Origin of the sequence: Paraburkholderia ultramafica, assembly GCF_902859915.1 — a bacterium.
GTDB lineage: Bacteria > Pseudomonadota > Gammaproteobacteria > Burkholderiales > Burkholderiaceae > Paraburkholderia > Paraburkholderia ultramafica.
In genome coordinates, this window is the sequence record NZ_CADIKK010000005.1 from 248,049 (window position 1) to 268,912 (window position 20,864).

Below are 20,864 nucleotides of genomic sequence, written 5' to 3' on the forward strand. Positions count from 1 at the left end.
TTTCAAGCGCTTTTTTGCGCTCAACAGCAACTATTTAACATTTGAGCGAAAGAATGTCCCGGCTGCGTGTCAGGACAGCGGCGCGAGACTGCCGTCGCCTGGCGCTGGCGCGACCGGCACGATCGGAATCACGCCGCTCAGGCCGAGCAGCGCGCGCAGCGGACCGTGCGGCTGCGTGACCTCGCCGATGGTGTATCGGTCGAGTTCAGCGAGGAAGGCGTTGCCCGCCGCCTGGAGCGCCTCGCGCAGACGACACTCCGACATGATCACGCAAGGCCGCTGCCCGCCGTGCTGGTCGGGCAGACAGCCGACCAGCGCGAAGTCGCTCTCGGTCGCGCGGACAACCTCGCCGACGGTCAGCGCGCGGGTTTGTTCGGCAAACCGAAGACCGCCGTTGCGCCCGCGCACGGTCTCGACCCAGCCGCGCTCGGCGAGTTGCTGCACCACTTTCATCAAATGGTTCCTGGAGATCCCGTACGCGTGAGAAATGTCCTGAATCGTCGATAATTCCCCGCCCCGGACAGCGAGGTATAGCAGCACGCGTAGCGAGTAGTCCGTATAGTCGGTCAGTCTCATAGGCGCAGGTAATCACAATGAGCGCAAGCCGCGATCCGGAACATAACCGCGTCGATGCGAGGGTTGCCGGGGGCCGCCGCTTCGCCCTAAGATGCAGGCAATACGCATGTTTGATGATTCTGCGCTGACACGCGGGGCTCGTCTTTCGGTAGTAATGGTAACGTTTCCCGCATAAACCATTTGCACGAAAGGCAGGCTATTCGCGCCCTTCGTCTTTTCGCTCACACGCAGTTCGAGGCCATTCGTGCCGCCCGCGGCGCTGTGTGACGAGCCACCATCAAAAGCTGCATTTTTCTGGAATCTGCATGAATCCGTCCTTCCCTGCCGCGCCGGTGGTCGAGCGCGCCGCCGAGCCCACTGAGGCGAATATCCGCGAGCTCGTCTATGGCTTTTACGATCGCGTGCGCGCCGATGCGCTGCTCGGCCCGGTGTTCGAAGCCACGCTGGCGGGCCGCTGGGACGATCATCTGCCCAAGATGTGCACGTTCTGGGGCAGTCTCGTGCTGGGCGCGAAGCAGTACCGCGGCAACGTGCAGCAGGCGCATCAGCCGCTCGAAGGGGTCGAGCCGCAGCACTTCAGCCGCTGGTTGTATCTGTTTCTGGATACGGTCGAATCGCGCTATCAGCCGGGCGCGGCGGTGCGCTTCATGGAACCGGCGCTGCGGATCGCGCAGAGCCTGCAACTGAGCCGCTTCGGCTGGGATTACAAGATTCCGGCGGAGCAGCAGGCGTTGCTCGAACGCGTCGCGCCGAAGCGGCGTCCGCCCGATGACGGCGCTGCCGATCGCGCGGCACGTTCGGCTGGCGAGCCGTTTCCGGCACGGATCATTGGCCGGGCGCGCGACGAGTGAGGTTGGGCGTGTTGGGCGCGTGTTGGGCGCGTGTTGGGCGCGCGTTGGGTGCGCGTTGGGTGCCTTGACCCCGCACGCAGCCTCGACAGCGGCCCGACGCGCCTACTCCTGCGTTTGATTCCCCGCGTCGATGCCCCATCGGGCGAGCGCGGCGTCGTCGGTGACGCGGGCGTCGACCCAGCGCTCGCCGGCCTCGGTCTTCTCTTTCTTCCAGAACGGCGCCTGGGTCTTCAGATAGTCCATCACGAATTCGCACGACGCGAACGCGTCGCCGCGATGCGCGGCCGTCGTCGCCACCAGCACGATCTGGTCGAGCGGATCAAGCTTGCCGACCCGATGCACGATCAGCACCTCGATGCCCGGCCAGCGCTCGCGCGCGCTCACGACGATCGCTTCCAGCGACTTCTCCGTCATGCCGGGGTAATGCTCGAGCTCCATCGTCTCGACGGTGCTGCCGTCGTTCAGATCACGCACGGTGCCGACGAAACAGGCGACCGCGCCGATCTTCGGATTGCGCGCACGCAACGCGGCCACCTCGGCGGTGAGGTCGAAGTCTTCGGTCTGGACGCGAACAGGCATCGGTGGCTCCTGGGCGGTTGAGCGGGGTCGCGGCCTAGCCGCCTGTGACGGGCGGGAAGAACGCGACTTCGCAGCCGTCGGTGATTCGCGTGCCGGCGTCGGTCATGACGTGATTGCAGGCCATGCGCAGCGCGCGGCCTTCTGCGAGCGTCTCGGCCCAGATTCCGCCGCGCACGCGCAACCACGCGCGCACGTCGCCGACGGTTGCAATGCCGTCGGGCAGTTCGACGGTTTCGTCGGCCCTGTTGAGCGCCTCGCGCACGCTCGCAAAATATCGGAGTTTAATCTTCATCGGGATGCCGCCGGCTGTCGCCGGGCCTCAGTTCAGCAATTCGGAAAATGGGATGAAGCGCACGGTTTCGCCTGCGCTGATCGCGTGATTCGGCGGATTGTCGATCAGCCCGTCGCCCCAGACGGTCGAGGTAAGCACGGCCGAGCTCTGATTCGGGAACAGATCGAGACCGCCAGCCGGATTGATCCGCGCACGCAGGAACTCGTTGCGCCGATCGGCCTTGCTCTGGGTGAAATCCGCGCGCAGCGACAGTGCGCGCGGCGCAACCGTCCGCACGCCGGCCAGGCTCAGGACGAACGGACGTACGAACAGCAGGAAAGTCGCGAAGCTGGAGACCGGGTTGCCCGGCAGGCCGATGAAGAACGTTTCCGCCGATGCCGATGCCTGCGCATTCTCCCGCGCCGCAGCACGGCGCACCGCACCGAATGCGAGCGGCTTGCCCGGTTTCATCGCGATCTGCCACATCGACAGACGCCCTTCGGCCTCCACCGCCGGCTTCACATGATCTTCCTCGCCCACCGACACGCCGCCGCAAGTCAGGATCAGGTCGTGCGCCTCGGCGGCTTCGCGCAGCGTCGCGCGGGTCGCATCGAGCTTGTCGGCGACGATGCCATAGTCGGTCACTTCGCAGCCGAGCTTTTCCAGCAGTCCACGCAGCGTGAAGCGATTCGAGTTGTAGATCGCGCCCGGCTTGAGCGGCTCACCCGGCATGGTCAGCTCGTCGCCGGTGAAGAACACGGCGACCTTGACGCGGCGGCGCACCTCGAGCTCCGCGCAGCCGACCGACGCCGCGAGCCCCAGCGCCTGCGGCGTGAGCCGCGTGCCGGCCGGCAGGATGATCGAGCCGCTGCGGATGTCCGCGCCCTGCGCGGTGATCCATTCCCCCGGTTGCGGGCTGTGGAGAATCGTGACTGCGTCGCCGGCGGCTTCGGTTTGCTCCTGCATCACGATCGCATCCGCGCCGGGCGGCACCGTTGCGCCGGTGAAGATGCGCGCCGCGGTGCCGGGCTGCAACGGCGTGGGCGCATGGCCGGCCGGAATGCGTTGCGAAACCGTTAACCGGTTTCCGCCGTCGCGCGCCAGCTCCGCGGTGCGGATCGCGTAGCCGTCCATGGCGCTGGTGTTCATCGGCGGGACGTCGAGCGGCGATGTGACGTCGGCCGACAGCACGCGGTTCAGCGCTTGCAGCGTGGGAATCGATTCTGTTCCGGCGATCGGGTGCGCAGCGCCAAGCAGGGTCGCCAACGCTTCGGCAGTGGCGAGCATGGGAGCGCGGGGCGTTGGTGTGGACATCTCTGATCTCGAAGCCGCAGATTAAAAGAACATTGTAGCGGTCGATGCCGTCGGCCTGGGTGGCCTGGCGTGCAGCGGGGTTTAGCCTGGTGTGATGCGGGAGATCTGCTTTTTCGACACATGCCGCGAGCTTTGCGGCAAGCGGCCCAGCGAACTGCGCGGCAAGCGCTCTTTTGCAGCGGAGCTAGCGACGTGTATCGAAGCATCTCGACGTGCCTCGACACGCATCCAGCACTGCCTCAGCCCGCTCAAGCCGTGCTGCGCGAGCCATCGGCCCACGCAGCACACAACACGGTTACCCGCCCGTGTTCGCCACGATGAAGTCCTTCACGCGCTGCGCGTCTACCGGCAGCACTTCGAAGCGCTGCGGCAACGACTCCAGGCCCGAGAACGCAGCCGGCCGTTCCGGCTCGCGCAACAGCGCTTCGCGGATCGTCTCGCCGAACTTGATCGGTTGCGCCGTCTCCAGCACGATCATCGGGATGCCCGGTTGCAGATGCTCGCGCGCCACCTTCAGGCCGTCGGCCGTATGCGTGTCGATCATCGTGTCGTAACGCTCGAACACGTCGCGGATCGTCTCCACGCGGGTTTCGTGGCTGCTGCTGCCCGACACGAAACCGAACTCCTTCACGCGCGCGAAATCGCCGCTCGCCGCGAGGTCGAAACCGCCCTTCTCCTCGACGTCGCGAAACAGTTGCAGCACCCGCGCCGGATCGCGGCCCAGCAGGTCGAACACGAAGCGCTCGAAGTTCGACGCCTTCGAAATGTCCATGCTCGGGCTGCTCGTGTGATACGTCTCGGCCGCCTTGCGCACACGGTAGATGCCGGTGCGGAAGAACTCGTCGAGCACGTCGTTTTCGTTCGTCGCGACGACCAGCTTCTCGATCGGCAGACCCATCATACGGGCGATGTGACCCGCGCACACATTGCCGAAGTTGCCCGACGGCACCGTGAACGACACGCGCTCGTCGTTCGACTTCGTGGCGGCGAAATAGCCCTTGAAGTAGTACACGACCTGCGCGACGACGCGCGCCCAGTTGATCGAATTGACCGTGCCGATCTTGTACTTCGCCTTGAACGCGTGATCGTTCGACACCGCTTTGACGATGTCCTGCGCGTCGTCGAACACGCCTTCAACCGCGATGTTGAAGATGTTCGGGTCCTGCAGGCTATACATCTGCGCGGTCTGGAACGCGCTCATCTTCTTGTGCGGCGACAGCATGAACACGCGGATGCCCCGCTTGCCGCGCATCGCGTATTCCGCGGCGCTGCCGGTGTCGCCCGAGGTCGCGCCGAGAATGTTCAGCGTTTCGCCGTGCCTCGCCAGCGCGTACTCGAACAGGTTGCCGATCATCTGCATCGCCATGTCCTTGAACGCGAGCGTCGGACCGTTCGACAGTTCCAGCAACGACAGCGGCGCGCCGTTCTCGACCCCCAATGTTTTCAGCGGCGTGATCTGCGCGGCGCTTTCGTCGTCGCGCACGTTGCAGTACGTCGCGGCCGTGTAGGTCTTGCGCGTCAGCGCGCGCAGGTCTTCGGCGGGAATGTCGTCGCTGAATTTCGACAGGATCTCGAACGCGAGGTCTGCGTACGGCAGCGTGCGCCAGCGCGTCAGTTCGTCGGCGCTGACGCGCGGGTATTCAGCGGGCAGGTACAGGCCGCCGTCTTTCGCGAGTCCGCCCAGCAGGATTTCCGAAAAGGTGTGGCGCTCGCCGGCTCCGGCGCCGCGCGTGGAGAGGTAGTTCATAGTTCGGCCTAGTTCAGCGCTTCCATGCGCAGCTTCGTGACTTGCGAGACAACGGTCTGCAGCGCTTCGATCGTCTTGATTGCGGCGTTGACGTGCTTTTCGACCGTTTCGTGCGTGATCAGGATGATGTCGGTTTCGCCCTTGCCGTTCGCGTCGACCTGCTCCGATTCCTTCTGCAGCAGCGCGTCGATCGAGATGCCGGTGTCGGCCAGAATGCGCGTGATGTCGGCCAGCACGCCGGTCACGTCCGCCACCCGCAGACGCAGGTAGTAGCCGCTCGTCACTTCGTCGATCGGCAGGATCGGGGTGTTCGACAGGCTGTCCGGCTGGAACGCCAGATGCGGCACGCGGTGTTCAGGATCGGCCGTGTGCAGGCGCGTCACGTCGACCAGATCGGCCACCACCGCGGACGCCGTCGGCTCCGCGCCCGCGCCCTTGCCGTAGTACAGCGTGGTGCCGACCGCGTCGCCATGCACGACGACGGCGTTCATCGCGCCTTCCACATTCGCCAGCAGACGCTTTTCCGGAATCAGCGTGGGGTGCACGCGCAATTCGATGCCCTTGTCGGTGCGCCGCGCGATGCCGAGCAGCTTGATACGGTAGCCGAGTTCTTCGGCGTATTTGATGTCGATCGCCGCGAGCTTGCTGATCCCTTCGACGTACGCGCGGTCGAACTGCACCGGCACGCCGAACGCGATCGCGCTCATGATCGTCGCCTTGTGCGCGGCGTCCACGCCTTCGATGTCGAAGGTCGGATCCGCCTCGGCGTAGCCCAGTTCCTGGGCAGCCTTCAGCGCGGTCGCGAAATCGAGCCCGCGGTCGCGCATCTCCGACAGGATGTAGTTGGTGGTGCCGTTGATGATGCCCGCGATGTACTGGATGCGATTGGCCGTCAGCCCTTCGCGCAGCGCCTTGATGATCGGAATGCCGCCCGCCACCGCCGCCTCGAACGACACCATCACGCCGTTGGCGCGCGCCGCTTCGAAAATCTCCGTGCCGTGCACCGCGAGCAGCGCCTTGTTGGCGGTGACCACGTGTTTGCCATTCTTGATCGCGCGCAGCACGAGCTCGCGCGCCACGCCGGTGCCGCCGATCATTTCGGCCACGATATCGATCGACGGATCGTCGACCACCGCGTTGAAGTCATCGGTCAGCGCCACTGTGCCGGCTTCGCTGCCGAGCGCCGTGGTCGCTTTCGCGGGATTGCGCACGGCAATGCGCGCAATCTCGATGCCGCGGCCCGCGCGGCGTTTGATTTCTTCCTGATTGCGGCGCAGTACCGTGAAGGTGCCGCTGCCTACCGTGCCGAAGCCCAGCAGTCCAACTTTGATCGGTTCCATGCAGCGTGTGTTATCGAGTAGATGATTAAAAGGAAACGGGGTGTCGGCTGTGGCGCTAGGCCGTGTGACGTTTGCGATAGCCGTCGAGGAAGCGCGCGATCCGGTTGATCGAATCCGCGAGGTCGTCCACGTTCGGCAGGAACACGACGCGGAAGTGATCCGGCGTTTTCCAGTTGAAGCCGGTGCCCTGCACGAGCAGCACGCGCTCTTCGAGCAGCAGATCGAGGATGAACTGCTGGTCGTTGTGGATCGGATACACCTTCGGATCGAGACGCGGGAACATGTACAACGCCGCTTCGGGCTTCACGCAGCTCACGCCGGGGATGGCCGTCAGCATGTCATACGCGAGTTGGCGCTGCTTGTACAGGCGCCCGGTCGGCACGATCAGGTCGTTGATGCTCTGATAGCCGCCGAGCGCGGTCTGGATCGCGTACTGGCCCGGCACGTTCGGGCACAGCCGCATCGACGCGAGAATGCCGAGCCCTTCGAAGTAGTCGCGGCCGTTGCGGCGGTTCTCGCCGGTCAGGCCCGAGATGAACATCCAGCCGGCGCGGTAGCCGCACGAGCGGTAGCTCTTCGACAGGCTGTTGAACGTGACGGTGAGCACGTCTTCGGAGAGCGCCGCCACCGACGTGTGGGTCTTGCCGTCGTAGACGATCTTGTCGTAGACCTCGTCGGCGAAGATCACGAGGCCGTGCTGGCGCGCGATTTCGATCAGGCCGAGCAGCAGTTCGTCCGAGTACAGCGCGCCGGTCGGATTGTTCGGGTTGATGACGACGAGCGCGCGCGTGTTCGGCGTGATCTTCGCGCGGATGTCGTCGAGGTCCGGCATCCAGCGGTTCGCCTCGTCGCAGATGTAGTGCACCGGCGTGCCGCCCGCGAGACTCACGCCGGCGGTCCACAACGGATAGTCAGGCGCCGGCAGCAGCACTTCGTCGCCGTCGTTGAGCAGCCCCTGCAGCGCCATCACGATCAGCTCCGAAGCGCCATTGCCGATGTAGATGTCGTCCAGCTCGACGCCGTGCACGCCCTTTTGCTGCGTGTAGTGCATGATCGCCTTGCGCGCCGCGAACACCCCCTTGGAGTCGGAGTAGCCGGACGAGCCCGGCAGATTCAGGATCATGTCCTGAATGATTTCGTCCGGCGCTTCAAAGCCGAACGGCGCGAGATTGCCGATGTTCAGCTTGATGATGCGATGGCCTTCTTCTTCGAGCCGCTTCGCGTGTTCGAGGACGGGCCCGCGAATGTCGTAGCAGACATTCAACAACTTGTTGGATTTGAGAATCGGTTTCACGGCGGGCACTTCATCCTGGTTGATGGCTTGAGCGAACCGGCACGGGCTGGAAACGCCAGGCCGGGCAAGTTCGCCGATACGGGGAAATCGGGTCGCGCAGGGCCGGCGACGGCCGCCAGACGCGAATCGGGCGGATCGGGCCGCCGTGTCGAGCCGCCGCTGCTTGCGCAGTCGGCGCGCTTTTCTGGGCACGCTTTCGTGCCGCTTTCGGAGCCCTTGCCCGCACCCTCTTTCGTGCCGGTTACACGTGCCTGCGGCGGATTGCGCCGGTACAGCGGCAAAACGGGCAATAGAGGCAAAACGGGCAAAAAACAGCCAAAATCCGACGAAAGCGGGCAAAACCATGGCAGGTAGCCGGTGGGCCGCGCCGGTGTGCGCTGTGCGGCTTGTGGCGGCACATGAGCGAGGGGCGCCGCAAGGCGGCTAAAAAGTTATAATTTAGCGGATCTTGGCCGACTTCCGCAATGCACCAACCGCAACGGCAAGCCTTTTCGGCCGCTTCTGTCCCGCTCGCGTGTCCCACTCGCGTCGAACCGCCCTGCTCCGCGCTCCGCCCGATCAGGCCGACAACACGCATGATGTCTCACGACGACTTCGGAAAACCAATTTGAAATTACATCAGGATTCCAGCGGCGCCCTCAACACCGTCACCGGCTACGGCGCCGACTATGTCGAAATCAATCTGGTGCGCCATTCGGGCAGCATTCTCGTGCTGCCGCAGGCACCGGTCATCCCCTGGCCCGTCTCGTCGTTCGACCAGCTGAGCCCCGAGCACTTCGCGATGCTGATCGATGCCGCGCCCGAAGTGGTCGTGTTCGGCAGCGGCGAACGGCTGCGCTTTCCACATCCGCGCCTGACAGCGATGCTCACCGCGAAGCGCATCGGCGTCGAAACGATGGATTTCAAGGCCGCCTGCCGCACCTACAACATTCTGATGGCCGAGGGCCGCAAGGTCGCGGCCGCGTTGCTGATCGAAGCATAGCGAGCGGCGCGGCAGCACCTTCGTCGCGGGCCGGCGCGCCGCCAGCAGGCGGGGCCGGCCGGCGCGCGAATGCAGCACCGCTACGCACCGCACCTGAACTGCTGACGCCGCATCGTGAACCGCGCCCCCTGGCCGCGTCACGGCCGATAACGTACACTGCGCGCCATCGATGCCGTGCCGGCAAGGCGAACCCAGGCGCGCGTCGCGTCATAGCGCCTTGCGCGCGGCAGCCGCAGCGCCCGTGCTGGAGGCCGAAGCCGGCTGCCAGCGGGCAACCAACGGCCGGCAGCCGAACGACCGCGCGCAGAGCCCCGCGAATGGCCGCCCCGGACATAACCGGTCGCCATTTCCAGACAACATCGCTTCGCCGCCCACGCGGTGTCGCCCAACAGGTTGAAATCCATGAACGATACGCCGTCGAGGCTACCGCTCAATCGCACCACGATCCTGCTGCTGGTGCTGGCCCTCGCCGTGATCTGGTTCGTGCCGCTCGGCTGGCGCCACCTGCTGCCCAGCGACGAAGGCCGCTACGCCGAAATGGCGCGCGAGATGTTCGTCACCGGCGACTGGATCACGCCGCGCTACAACGACTACAAATACTTCGAGAAGCCGCCGCTGCAAACCTGGGCGAATGCGCTCACGTTCGCGTGGTTCGGCGTCGGCGAATGGCAGGCGCGGCTCTACACCGCGCTGACGGGCTTCGCCGGCGTGCTGCTGATCGGCTTCACCGGTGCGCGCGTGTTCAACGCGGCGACCGGCGTGTTCGCGGCGATCGTGCTGGCGTGCTCGCCGTACTGGAACCTGATGGGCCACTTCAACACGCTCGACATGGGCCTGTCGTTCTGGATGGCGCTGACGCTGTGCGCGCTGCTGCTCGCGCAGCGTCCCAACCTGTCGACGTCGTGCGTGCGCGGCTGGATGTGGGTGTGCTGGGGCTCGATGGCGCTGGCGGTACTGTCCAAGGGGCTCGTCGGCGTGATCCTGCCGGGCGCCGTGCTGGTGCTCTACACGCTGGCCGCGCGCGATTGGGCGTTGTGGAAGCGCCTGCACCTGATCGGCGGGCTGATCGTGTTCTTCGCGATCGTCACGCCGTGGTTCGTGCTGGTGCAGCAGCGCAATCCGGAATTCCTGAACTTCTTCTTCATCGTTCAGCAGTTCAAGCGCTATCTGACGCCCGAACAGAACCGCCCCGGACCGTTCTATTACTTCGTGCCGGTGCTGCTGGTGGGCTTTCTGCCGTGGCTCTCGGTGACGGTGCAAAGCGTGCGCCACGCGTGGCGCACGCCGCGCCAGCCGAACGGCTTTGCGCCGGTGACGCTGATGCTGGTGTGGATCGGCTTCATCTTCCTGTTCTTCAGCGCGTCGCATTCGAAGCTGCTGTCCTACACGCTGCCGATCGCTCCGCCGATCGCACTGCTGATCGGCATGTATCTGCCGCTCGTCACGCGTGACCAGCTGCGCCGGCATCTGGCCGGCTACGCGCTGTTTCTGGTCGTCGCCGCGTTCGCCGCGCTGTTCATGACGCGCTTCGGCAGCGCGCGCAATCCGGCCGAGTTGTACGCCGAATACCGCACCTGGGTGCTGGCCGCGCTTGCCGTCGCGTTCGTGCTGACGCTCGGCGCGATGTGGCTGAACCGCCGCAGCCGGAGCGGCAGCCTCGGCGCGCTCGCCTGCTTCGGCGCGGCGTGGCTGCTGCTCGGCACGATCGCCGGCACGGGTCACGACGTGTTCGGCCGCCTCAGCTCCGGCGCGCCGCTCGCGCCCGCGATCAAGGCCCAGCTCGCGAAGTTGCCGGCGGATACGCCGTTCTACTCGGTGGGCGTGCTCGACCATACGCTGCCGTTCTACGTCGACCACACGATGATCATGGTCGAGCATCCCGACGAACTGGCGTTCGGCGTGTCCGTCGAGCCGCAGAAATGGGTGCCGTCGGTCGACGCATGGATCGAACGCTGGAAGGCCGAGCGCTACGCGCTCGCGCTGATCCCGCCGCCGACCTACGACCGGCTCGTCAAGCAAGGCCTGCCGATGCAGGTGATCGCGCGCGATTCGCGCCGGGTGGTCGTGATGAAGCCGCTCGCGTCGGCCGACGCACCGGCGGCCGTGGAAAAACCACAACAATGACCCCATCTCAGGATCTGATCGTTCGATGAACCCGCTTTCCCTCTTTTGCATCCTCGCCGGCGTGACGCTGAACGCCGGCGCGCAGTTGCTGCTCAAAGCCGGCACGAATGCCGTTGGACACTTCGAATTCACCCGTGCGAACATCCTGCCCATCGGCTTCCGGCTTGCCACGCAGCCGCCGATCATCGGCGGGCTGGCGTGCTATGTGATCAGCGTGGTGGTCTGGGTGGTGGGACTGTCGCGGGTGGACGTGTCGATCGCCTATCCGATGCTGTCGCTGGGCTACATCGTCAACGCGTTCGCGGCGTGGTATCTGTTCGGCGAAGTGCTGTCGATGCAGAAACTGATCGGGATCGGCATCATCCTGATCGGCGTGTTCGTGCTGGCGCGCAGCTAGCGTGATGGCCCCGGCGGCGTGCCGCCGGACACGCGCAGGACACGCGCAGGACACGTTTTCTTACCGTTTATTGCCCGCGCCGGACTGGCGCGACCCGGCCGGCACAAGATACGGTAGGCGGACCCTGCGCTCGGCTAAGCATGACGTAAGGTGGGCCGCGGTATGCTGTGCGGTTGCGCCTTTTTAGCCGCAACCTTGGGTTTGCGCGTAGTTTGTGGTTTACTTCGCGCCCTTCGGGTTGCGCCCCTTTCAATCGAGCGAAGCATTCATGAGCCAGTCAACAGTCCCGTTTTTGCCGTTTGTCAAACCTGAGATCGATGAAGAAACGATTCAGGGCGTCGCCGACGTGCTGCGCTCCGGCTGGATCACCACCGGCCCGCAAAACCAGAAGTTCGAAGCGGCGCTGTCCGAGTTCTGCGGCGGCCGTCCGGTGCGCACGTTCAATTCCGGCACCGCGACGCTTGAAATCGGGCTGCGCATCGCCGGCGTGGGCGCGGGCGACGAAGTCATCACGACGCCCGCCTCGTGGGTCTCGACCAGCAATGTGATCTATGAAACCGGCGCGACGCCGGTGTTCGCCGACATCGATCCGGTCACGCGCAACATCGACCTCGACCTGCTGGAAAAAGCCATCACGCCGCGCACCAAGGCGCTGATCCCGGTTTATCTGTCCGGCCTGCCGGTCGACATGGACCGGCTCTACGCGATCGCCCGCGCCCACAAGCTGCGCGTGGTCGAAGACGCCGCGCAGGCGTTCGGCTCCACGTGGAAAGGCGAGCGCATCGGCAAGCTCGGCGACATGGTCTCGTTCAGCTTCCACGCGAACAAGAATCTGACCTCGATCGAAGGCGGCGCGCTGGTGCTGAACAACGAGGAGGAAGCCGTGCTGGCCCAGAAGTACCGGCTGCAAGGCATCACCCGCACGGGCTTCGACGGCATGGACTGCGACGTGCTCGGCGGCAAGTACAACCTGACTGACGTCGCCGCGCGCGTCGGCCTCGGCCAGTTGCCGCATCTTGAGCGCTTCCTCGCACAGCGCAAGAAGCTCGTGCGCGCCTATTTCGCGCACCTCGAAGGCGGCGCGGCGGTGAAACTGGGCGTCGGCCTGCCGTTCGCCGACTTCGAAAACAGCAACTGGCACATGTTCCAGATCACGCTGCCGCTCGAAAAACTCTCGATCGACCGTGCCGGTTTCATGGGCCAGTTGAAGGAACGCGGCATCGGTTCGGGTGTGCACTACCCTGCAATCCACCTGTTCTCGCTGTACCGCGCGCGCGGCTTCAAGGAAGGCATGTTCCCGCATGCGGAGCGCTTCGGCATGACCACCGTCACGCTGCCGCTGTTCACGCTGATGAACGAGGGCGACGTGGAGCGCGTGTGCCGCGCGGTCAATGAAATTTGCGAACAATACGGAAAATAAGCGGAAATGAGTTATTCGGAACATCGCGCCGTCACCCCGGAAGTGTCGATCATCATCCCGGTGTACAACGAGGAAGCCGGGCTGGCCGCACTGTTCGCGCGCCTCTATCCGGCGCTCGACGCGCTCGGCACCGGTTATGAAGTGATCTTCATCAACGACGGCAGCCGCGACAAATCCGCCGCCCTGCTCGCCGAGCAGTTCCGCGCGCGGCCCGACACGACCCGCGTGATCCTGCTGAACGGCAACTACGGCCAGCACATGGCGATTCTCGCAGGCTTCGAGCAATCGCGCGGCGACATCGTCATCACGCTCGACGCCGACCTGCAGAATCCGCCGGAAGAAATCGGCAAGCTGGTCTCGAAGATGCGTGAAGGCTACGACTACGTCGGCACAATCCGTCTGCAGCGCCAGGACAGCCTGTGGCGCCGCAAGGCGTCGCGCGCGATGAACCAGCTGCGCGAGCGCATCACCCGCATCAAGATGACCGACCAGGGCTGCATGCTGCGCGCGTACAGCCGGCACATCATCGACACCATCAACCGCTGCGGCGAGATCAACACGTTCATCCCGGCGCTCGCGTACACGTTCGCGCAGAATCCGGTCGAGATCGAAGTCGCGCACGAGGAGCGTTTCGCCGGCGAATCGAAGTACTCGCTGTACTCGCTGATCCGCCTGAACTTCGACCTCGTCACCGGCTTCTCGGTGGTGCCGCTGCAATGGCTGTCGTTCATCGGCGTGATCCTGTCGCTCGGGTCCGCGGCGCTGTTCGTGCTGCTGCTGATTCGCCGCTTCATCATCGGGGCGGAAGTGCAAGGTGTGTTCACGCTGTTCGCTATCACCTTCTTCCTGCTAGGCGTGATCATCTTCGCGCTCGGCCTGCTCGGCGAATACATCGGCCGGATCTATCAGCAGGTGCGCGCGCGTCCGCGCTATCTGGTGCAGACCATTCTCGAGCAGCGCGACGGCACGACCGTGACCGAAACGCCGCGTCAAACAGTGGTGCAGGCGGTGCAAGCCGCGCCGCTGACCAATCAGGGGCCAACTCCATGAAGCCGCGCGCTGTCGTATTCGCGTATCACAACGTCGGCGTGCGCTGCCTGCAGGTACTGCTCGCGCGCGGCGTCGATGTGGCGCTGGTCGTCACCCACGAAGACAACCCGAACGAAAACATCTGGTTCGGCAGCGTCGCGTCGTTGGCCGCGGAGCACGGCATTCCGGTCGTCACGCCGGACGATCCGAAGAGCCCGGAACTGCGCGCCGCGCTCAGCGCCGCGCGGCCGGACTTCATCTTCTCGTTCTACTACCGCCACATGTTGCCGGTCGAGCTGCTCGCGCTCGCCGCACGGGGCGCTTACAACATGCACGGCTCGCTGCTGCCGAAATACCGCGGCCGCGTGCCGACCAACTGGGCGGTGATCCACGGCGAAACCGAGACCGGCGCGACGCTGCACGAAATGGCCGCCAAGCCCGACGCGGGTGCGATCATCGCGCAGACGCCGGTGCCGATCCTGCCCGACGACACCGCCGCGCAAGTGTTCGACAAGGTCACGGTCGCCGCCGAGCAAACCCTGTGGCGCGTGCTGCCGGCCTTGCTGGCGGGCGAAGCGCCGCATCTGCCCAACGACCTCGCGCACGGCAGCTACTACGGTGGGCGCAAGCCGGAAGATGGCCGCATCGACTGGAGCCAGCCGGCGCAGCAGGTCTACAACCTGATCCGCGCGGTTGCGCCGCCCTATCCCGGCGCTTTCACCGACCTCGGCAGCCGGCGTTTCATCGTCGCCCGCGCGCGTCTCGCGGCACCTGGCGCGCTGCGCCCGGATTTGCCGGCGGGCCTGCACGTAAGCGATAATGCCGTTTTTGCGATCTGCGGCGACGGCCGCACGATCACTATCCACGAATTGCGGTACCAGCACGACGGCAGCGAGACTGTCGTCACCCCGGCCGAATTCGCCCAGCTCATCCAAACTCCCCGACATTCATGAAAAAAGTCCTGATTCTGGGTGTGAACGGCTTCATCGGCCATCACCTGTCCAAACGCATTCTCGAAACGACCGATTGGGAAGTCTTCGGGATGGACATGCAGACCGAACGTCTGGGCGACCTCGTCAATCATGAGCGGATGCACTTCTTCGAAGGCGACATCACGATCAACAAGGAGTGGGTCGAATATCACATCAAGAAGTGCGATGTGATCCTGCCGCTGGTGGCGATCGCCACCCCCGCGACCTATGTGAAGCAGCCGCTGCGCGTGTTCGAACTGGACTTCGAAGCGAACCTGCCGATCGTGCGTTCGGCCGTCAAGTACGGCAAGCACCTCGTATTCCCGTCGACCTCCGAGGTCTACGGCATGTGCACGGACGAGCAGTTCGATCCGGAAGAATCGCAACTGTCGTACGGCCCGATCAACAAGCCGCGCTGGATCTACGCGTGCTCGAAGCAGTTGATGGACCGCGTGATCTGGGGTTACGGCATGGAAGGCCTGAACTTCACGCTGTTCCGTCCGTTCAACTGGATCGGCCCGGGCCTCGATTCGATCTACACGCCGAAGGAAGGCAGCTCGCGCGTGGTCACGCAGTTCCTCGGCCATATCGTGCGCGGCGAGAACATCAGCCTCGTGGACGGCGGCGCGCAAAAGCGCGCGTTCACGGATATCGACGACGGCATCGGCGCCCTCATGAAAATCATCGAGAACAGGGACGGCGTTGCGACGGGCAAGATCTACAACATCGGCAACCCGACCAACAACTTCTCGGTGCGTGAGCTCGCGCACAAGATGCTGAAGCTGGCCGCCGAATTCCCGGAATACGCTGAGACCGCGAAGCAGGTTCAGCTGGTCGAAACGTCGTCGGGCGCGTACTACGGTGCGGGCTACCAGGACGTGCAGAACCGCGTGCCGAAGATCGACAACACGATGCAGGAACTCGGCTGGGCGCCGAAGTCGACCTTCGACGAAGCGCTGCGCAAGATTTTCGAAGCGTATCGCGGCCATGTCGGCGAAGCACGCGCACTCGTCGAACAGCAATAAGGGCTGATCCTTGGCTCGTATCGTCCTGAAGATCGACGTCGACACGCTGCGCGGCACCCGCGAAGGCGTGCCGAATCTCGCGCGTATCTTCGACCGCTTCAAGGCACGCGCCACTTTTCTCTTCAGCCTCGGCCCCGACCACACCGGTTGGGCGATGCGCCGCGTGTTGCGGCCGGGCTTTCTGAAGAAGGTTTCGCGCACCTCGGTAGTCGAACACTACGGCGTCAAACAGTTGATGTACGGCGTGCTGCTGCCCGGTCCGGACATCGGCGCGAAGGCCGCGGCCGAGATGCGCGCGATCCATGAAGCCGGCTTCGAATGCGGCATTCATACGTGGGATCACGTGTACTGGCAGGACAACGTGCGCTCGAAAGATCGCGCATGGACCACGGCGCAGATGCAGAAAAGCCACGATCGTTTCGTCGAGGTGTTCGGCGCGCCGCCGGTCACGCATGGTGCGGCCGGCTGGCAAATGAACGGCCATGCGTTCGAACAGATCGACGCGTGGGGCATGCAGTACGCTTCCGACGGCCGTGGCCACTCGCCGTATCTGCCGGTGGTCGGCGGCAGGACGCTCACGCATGTGCAGATGCCCACCACGCTGCCCACGCTCGACGAAGTGCTCGGCGTGGACGGTATCGATCTGCACAACGTCGCCGCATGGATGCTCAAGCACACCGAAAACAATCCGCACGATCAGGTGTTCACGCTGCACGCGGAACTCGAAGGACAAAAGCTCGCACCGATTTTCGAACAGCTGCTGGAAGGCTGGCGCGCGCAAGGCCACAGCTTCGCGACGATGGGCGATTACTACGCCACGCTAGACCGCAGCGCGCTGCCATCGTACCCTGTTACGTGGGGCGAAATTCCAGGGCGCTCCGGCGAGTTGATCGTCCAGCCCTGACCGGCCGATCAGCAGCCAACCCTGACGACCCGGCCACCGCGCGAGCGCAAGCCGCGCCCAGGCCGATCTCCCCACCAGCCTCGACGCCAGGCCGGCACCGTAGCATTTCGGCGCCGGCCATATCAACCGGAGAACCTCGTGTCCATCGCAGTCGACCAACCCATCCCCGACTTCACCGCCCCCGCTACCGGTGGCGAGATCACGCTGTCCAAGCTGCGGGGCAAGAAGGTGGTGCTGTATTTCTATCCGAAGGACAACACGCCGGGCTGCACGACCGAAGGTCTGCAGTTCCGCGATCTGTATCCGAAGTTCAAGAAGGCGGGCGCGGAAATTCTCGGCGTGTCGCGCGACAGCCTGCGCTCGCATGACAATTTCAAGGCCAAGCTCGAACTGCCCTTCCCGCTGATCTCGGATCCGGAAGAAAACCTGTGCGCGCTCTTCAATGTCATCAAAATGAAGAAAATGTATGGCAAAGAAGTACGGGGGATTGAACGCTCCACGTTCCTCATCGACACGGAAGGCGTGCTGCGTGAGGAGTGGCGCGGCGTGAAAGTGCCCGGCCACGTCGACGATATTCTGGCGGCTGTACAAGCGCTTTGAGGCGCGTTATATTGGGTTGCAATGAGTGCCTGTCCACCCCAAATTTTTCTCCGCTGCGCCAGACTTGACGGCCTTTTTACCGGGTCCGTGCGAGTCGTGAGGCGCAACGCGAGCACCGAAGGCGAGCCGCTTGCCCCGTACGCCGGGGCGGCGGCTTTTTTAATTGCGCGCAACCGTTCGTTCACTCGGCCGCGCACCTGCATCAAGGAGCCGATCGAAGACCAGGCGAACCGGCATCTCTAGACCGAATGCGCGCCTCCGGACGCAAACTGCGTGCGCATTCACTGGCACCGGCAGAATGCGACAGGCGGCGCACGATATGTGACCCGATAAATTCGAGGGAAACCATGCCTTTGCCTACTCCCCCCAGCAAGCTCGGCAATCTCCTGCCACCTGACGAATACAAGGCCAAAGCCGCCACCCCGGCGCGCTCCGCCGCGAAGAAACAGGCCGGTGTCGGGGAATCCGCAGAGTCGGCTGATTACGGCCGCGCGAACGTCGCCATGCCAATGGCGCATGCCGCCAATGCCGCCACCACTTTGCGGCCTGTGCCGGCTTCGTCGCCCGCTGCTGTTGCCCAAGCCGCCCCTGCACGCGGCCGCAAAACAAAGCAGACCGCTGCGTTGTTGCAGCCGGTTCCGGCTGGCCGTCCGCACGGCGAACCTGCCGCACCCGCGGTTCAACTGCAGCCGGTAGTCGCACGCGCGCCGAGCGCGCAACAGGCCGAGGCCAGTACGCCTGCCGCCGCGCCCAGCACGCGCGGCACCAGCAAGAAACGCGGCACGGCTGCCGCACCGGTCGAAGTCCAGAAACTGTTCGTGCTCGACACGAACGTGCTGATGCACGATCCGAGCTGCCTGTTCCGTTTCGAGGAACACGACGTCTATCTGCCGATGATGACGTTGGAAGAACTCGACAACCACAAGAAGGGCATGTCGGAAGTCGCGCGCAACGCCCGTCAGGTGAGCCGCACGCTGGATGCGCTGGTGGCGAACGCCGGCAACATGTCCGACGGCATTTCGCTCGCACGTCTGGGCAGCCGCGAGGCGTCCGGCCGTCTGTACTTCCAGACCAAGCTCACCGCGATCGAGCCGGTGGAAGGTCTGCCGGAAGGCAAGGCCGATAACCAGATCCTCGGCGTCGTGCGCGCGTTGCAGCGCGACCGGATGGATCGCCAGGTCGTGCTGGTGTCGAAAGACATCAACATGCGCATCAAGGCGCATGCGCTCGGCCTGCCCGCCGAAGATTACTTCAACGACCAGGTGCTCGAGGACAGCGACCTGCTGTATTCGGGCATCCGCGCGCTGCCGCAGGATTTCTGGACCAGGCACGCGAAGGGCATGGAGAGCTGGCAGGACACCAAAACCGGCACCACGTACTACCGGGTGACGGGTCCGCTGTGCGCGTCGATGCTGGTCAACGAATTCGTCTATCTGGAGCCGCAAAACGGCGAGCCGACCTTTCATGCGCTGGTGCGCGAGCTGAACGGCAAGACGGCGCTGCTGCAAACACTGCGCGATTACGGCCACCACAAGAACAACGTGTGGGGCATCACGGCGCGCAATCGCGAGCAGAACTTCGCGCTGAACCTGCTGATGAATCCGGAAATCGACTTCGTCACGCTGCTGGGTCAGGCCGGCACCGGCAAGACGCTGGTCGCGCTCGCCGCCGGTCTCGCGCAGGTGCTCGACGACAAGCGCTACAACGAGATCATCGTGACGCGCGCGACGGTGCCGGTCGGCGAAGACATCGGCTTTCTGCCGGGCACGGAAGAGGAAAAGATGCAGCCGTGGATGGGTGCGTTCGACGACAACCTCGAAGTGCTGCAGAAGACCGACGACGCCGCCGGCGAATGGGGCCGCGCCGCGACGCAGGAGTTGATCCGCTCGCGTCTGAAGATCAAGAGCATGAACTTCATGCGCGGCCGGACGTTCGTGGACAAGTACCTGATCATCGACGAGGCGCAGAACCTGACGCCGAAGCAGATGAAGACGCTGGTCACGCGCGCGGGTCCGGGCACCAAGATCATTTGCCTCGGCAATATCGCCCAGATCGATACGCCGTACCTGACTGAAGGCAGTTCGGGGCTGACGTACGTGGTCGACCGCTTCAAGGGCTGGGCGCACAGCGGGCACGTGACGCTGGCACGCGGCGAGCGCTCGCGCCTCGCCGATTACGCGTCGGAAATTCTCTAAGTTTCAGCGAGTTAGCTTCACCTCGAAGCCGCGCCCGGTGTTCCGGACGCGGCTTTTTTATTGGCCCGGCGTCCCCGATGGGCAACACTTAGCGCACGAACTTGAAGTAAGTTATCAACAATTCTTGCCCGAGCCATGTTCCACGGCTACTATCCGGACATCGTCCGCCAGTCAACGAGTTAAACGCTCGCCCTCGTCTTCAATGTGCCGACTCGCATTTTCGCTGCTGACCGTCCTGTTGCTCGCCGCCTGCGCCGGCGCGCCGCAGAAGACGTCGCGCGGGTCCGGCGGCTCGAACGTCGTGGCGAACGGCGGGTATCATGCGCCGCCGCCCGGCTTTCCCAATTTCGTCGATCACAGCATAGGCCGCGAGGAAATCTCGATTCAGGCGATGAGTCTGGTCGGCATTCCATACCGCTGGGGTGGCAATACGCCCGATAGCGGCTTCGATTGCAGCGGATTGGTTCGCTATGTGGTGTTGCGCGCCGCTTCGGTGAATCTGCCGCGCACCACGGCCGATATCAGCGAGCGCGGCGAATCGATCGAACCGGATGGGATTGCGCCAGGCGATCTGATTTTCTTCAATACGACGGGGCGCGCGCATTCGCATGTCGGCATTTACGTGGGCAAACTACGCTTCGTCAACGCGCCATCGACCGGCGGCACGGTGCGGCTCGACTATCTGACCAACCCTTATTGGGCCAGGCGCTTCGACGGCATTCGCCGCGTGGCCGGGCCGGCTGCCGCACCCGCACCATTCGATACGCCGAGCTATCAGGCTGCGGCGCCGCAGCCGGAGCGCGTCGCCCCGGGGGCGCAGACAGCGCCGGCATATGCGGGCGCAACGGCGACGACGCCGATTCCCACTGCACAGGCAAGCGCGTCTGACGCCACCGTTGGCTCACCGGCTCAACCTGCGACAGCCGCCCGCGCGGTTCCGCAGACCGCGGTCTCTCACGCGCCTGACGCCATCGACGCCGCCGCCGATGCGTTCGAGCCGCCACCGCCCGCATCGGTGGCCACACGTCAGGCCCAGCAGGCTCAGGCTCAGGCTCAGCAAGCCGAAACAAATGGCGGCGTGCAAATCATGCGAGCCTCGACCTCCTCGCGTGGCATGCCCGCTCCCACGCAGACCAACGACGATCCGATCGCCCGCTTCGCCAACGGCAACTTCTGACGCGGCAGTCGCCGCGCGCAGGGCCGTCGCCGAGGCGTCCGGCAAACAGAACGCAAAACAGGCCGCCG

Annotated in this window: 19 protein-coding genes; 12 read left to right on the forward strand and 7 right to left on the reverse strand. The window is 64.6% G+C overall.

The window, feature by feature from the left end; all coding sequences use genetic code 11:
• Window positions 1-69 precede the first annotated feature (69 nt).
• Window positions 70-576 carry an Rrf2 family transcriptional regulator gene (locus HV744_RS07675; protein ID WP_175148923.1) on the reverse strand — a complete coding sequence of 169 codons (507 nt, stop codon included), beginning with the start codon at window positions 574-576 and terminating at the stop codon, window positions 70-72.
• Between the two features lie 305 nt (window positions 577-881).
• On the opposite strand from HV744_RS07675, the gene HV744_RS07680 reads away from it, so the two are divergent.
• Window positions 882-1,427, forward strand: a complete 546-nt coding sequence (locus HV744_RS07680) for a group III truncated hemoglobin (RefSeq protein WP_175148924.1) — start codon at window positions 882-884, stop codon at window positions 1,425-1,427.
• A gap of 102 nt (window positions 1,428-1,529) precedes the next feature.
• Here the strand turns inward: HV744_RS07680 and HV744_RS07685 are convergent, their stop codons facing one another.
• The 6 genes from HV744_RS07685 to HV744_RS07710 all read right to left on the reverse strand — a co-directional run bounded on the left by HV744_RS07685 (window position 1,530) and on the right by HV744_RS07710 (window position 7,981).
• The gene (locus tag HV744_RS07685) at window positions 1,530-2,006 is read right to left on the reverse strand and encodes a molybdenum cofactor biosynthesis protein MoaE (protein WP_175148925.1); all 477 of its coding nucleotides are present in this window, start codon (window positions 2,004-2,006) and stop codon (window positions 1,530-1,532) included.
• 34 nt (window positions 2,007-2,040) lie between these two features.
• On the reverse strand, window positions 2,041-2,298 hold the full coding sequence (moaD, locus tag HV744_RS07690) for a molybdopterin converting factor subunit 1 (RefSeq protein WP_175148926.1): 258 nt from the start codon (window positions 2,296-2,298) through the stop codon (window positions 2,041-2,043).
• A 27-nt stretch (window positions 2,299-2,325) separates the two neighbouring features.
• Complete coding sequence (locus HV744_RS07695; protein WP_175148927.1) at window positions 2,326-3,564, reverse strand: molybdopterin molybdotransferase MoeA; 1,239 nt, start codon at window positions 3,562-3,564, stop codon at window positions 2,326-2,328.
• A gap of 322 nt (window positions 3,565-3,886) precedes the next feature.
• Window positions 3,887-5,338 (reverse strand): threonine synthase, encoded by a 1,452-nt coding sequence (gene thrC, locus HV744_RS07700; RefSeq protein ID WP_175148928.1) that lies wholly within the window; start codon window positions 5,336-5,338, stop codon window positions 3,887-3,889.
• A gap of 8 nt (window positions 5,339-5,346) precedes the next feature.
• The gene (locus HV744_RS07705; RefSeq protein ID WP_175148929.1) at window positions 5,347-6,678 is read right to left on the reverse strand and encodes a homoserine dehydrogenase; all 1,332 of its coding nucleotides are present in this window, start codon (window positions 6,676-6,678) and stop codon (window positions 5,347-5,349) included.
• Window positions 6,679-6,733: 55 nt separating this feature from the next.
• Window positions 6,734-7,981: a pyridoxal phosphate-dependent aminotransferase gene (locus tag HV744_RS07710; protein ID WP_281363633.1), complete on the reverse strand. Its 1,248-nt coding sequence runs from the start codon at window positions 7,979-7,981 to the stop codon at window positions 6,734-6,736.
• A gap of 598 nt (window positions 7,982-8,579) precedes the next feature.
• Here HV744_RS07710 and HV744_RS07715 point away from each other — a divergent pair.
• The 11 genes from HV744_RS07715 to HV744_RS07765 all read left to right on the forward strand — a co-directional run bounded on the left by HV744_RS07715 (window position 8,580) and on the right by HV744_RS07765 (window position 20,796).
• On the forward strand, window positions 8,580-8,954 hold the full coding sequence (locus HV744_RS07715) for an Mth938-like domain-containing protein (RefSeq protein WP_175148970.1): 375 nt from the start codon (window positions 8,580-8,582) through the stop codon (window positions 8,952-8,954).
• A gap of 402 nt (window positions 8,955-9,356) precedes the next feature.
• Complete coding sequence (locus HV744_RS07720; RefSeq protein WP_175148931.1) at window positions 9,357-11,078, forward strand: glycosyltransferase family 39 protein; 1,722 nt, start codon at window positions 9,357-9,359, stop codon at window positions 11,076-11,078.
• A 25-nt stretch (window positions 11,079-11,103) separates the two neighbouring features.
• The gene (locus tag HV744_RS07725) at window positions 11,104-11,475 is read left to right on the forward strand and encodes an SMR family transporter (RefSeq protein WP_175148932.1); all 372 of its coding nucleotides are present in this window, start codon (window positions 11,104-11,106) and stop codon (window positions 11,473-11,475) included.
• 268 nt (window positions 11,476-11,743) lie between these two features.
• Window positions 11,744-12,895 carry a DegT/DnrJ/EryC1/StrS family aminotransferase gene (locus HV744_RS07730; protein ID WP_175148933.1) on the forward strand — a complete coding sequence of 384 codons (1,152 nt, stop codon included), beginning with the start codon at window positions 11,744-11,746 and terminating at the stop codon, window positions 12,893-12,895.
• Between the two features lie 6 nt (window positions 12,896-12,901).
• On the forward strand, window positions 12,902-13,945 hold the full coding sequence (locus tag HV744_RS07735; protein ID WP_175148934.1) for a glycosyltransferase: 1,044 nt from the start codon (window positions 12,902-12,904) through the stop codon (window positions 13,943-13,945).
• A complete protein-coding gene (locus tag HV744_RS07740; protein WP_175148935.1) occupies window positions 13,942-14,877 on the forward strand; it encodes a formyltransferase in 936 nt (311 codons plus the stop codon). Before HV744_RS07735 ends, HV744_RS07740 begins: the two co-directional genes overlap by 4 nt.
• Window positions 14,874-15,920, forward strand: a complete 1,047-nt coding sequence (locus tag HV744_RS07745; protein ID WP_175148936.1) for a bifunctional UDP-4-keto-pentose/UDP-xylose synthase — start codon at window positions 14,874-14,876, stop codon at window positions 15,918-15,920. The genes HV744_RS07740 and HV744_RS07745 overlap by 4 nt, the downstream gene beginning before the upstream one ends.
• Window positions 15,921-15,930: 10 nt before the next feature.
• The gene (locus tag HV744_RS07750; RefSeq protein WP_175148937.1) at window positions 15,931-16,824 is read left to right on the forward strand and encodes a polysaccharide deacetylase family protein; all 894 of its coding nucleotides are present in this window, start codon (window positions 15,931-15,933) and stop codon (window positions 16,822-16,824) included.
• Window positions 16,825-16,962: 138 nt separating this feature from the next.
• A complete protein-coding gene (locus HV744_RS07755; protein ID WP_175148938.1) occupies window positions 16,963-17,424 on the forward strand; it encodes a peroxiredoxin in 462 nt (153 codons plus the stop codon).
• A gap of 347 nt (window positions 17,425-17,771) precedes the next feature.
• Window positions 17,772-19,619: a PhoH family protein gene (locus HV744_RS07760; protein WP_175148939.1), complete on the forward strand. Its 1,848-nt coding sequence runs from the start codon at window positions 17,772-17,774 to the stop codon at window positions 19,617-19,619.
• Window positions 19,620-19,821: 202 nt separating this feature from the next.
• A complete protein-coding gene (locus HV744_RS07765; protein WP_175148940.1) occupies window positions 19,822-20,796 on the forward strand; it encodes a C40 family peptidase in 975 nt (324 codons plus the stop codon).
• The last annotated feature ends 68 nt before the right edge of the window (window positions 20,797-20,864 follow it).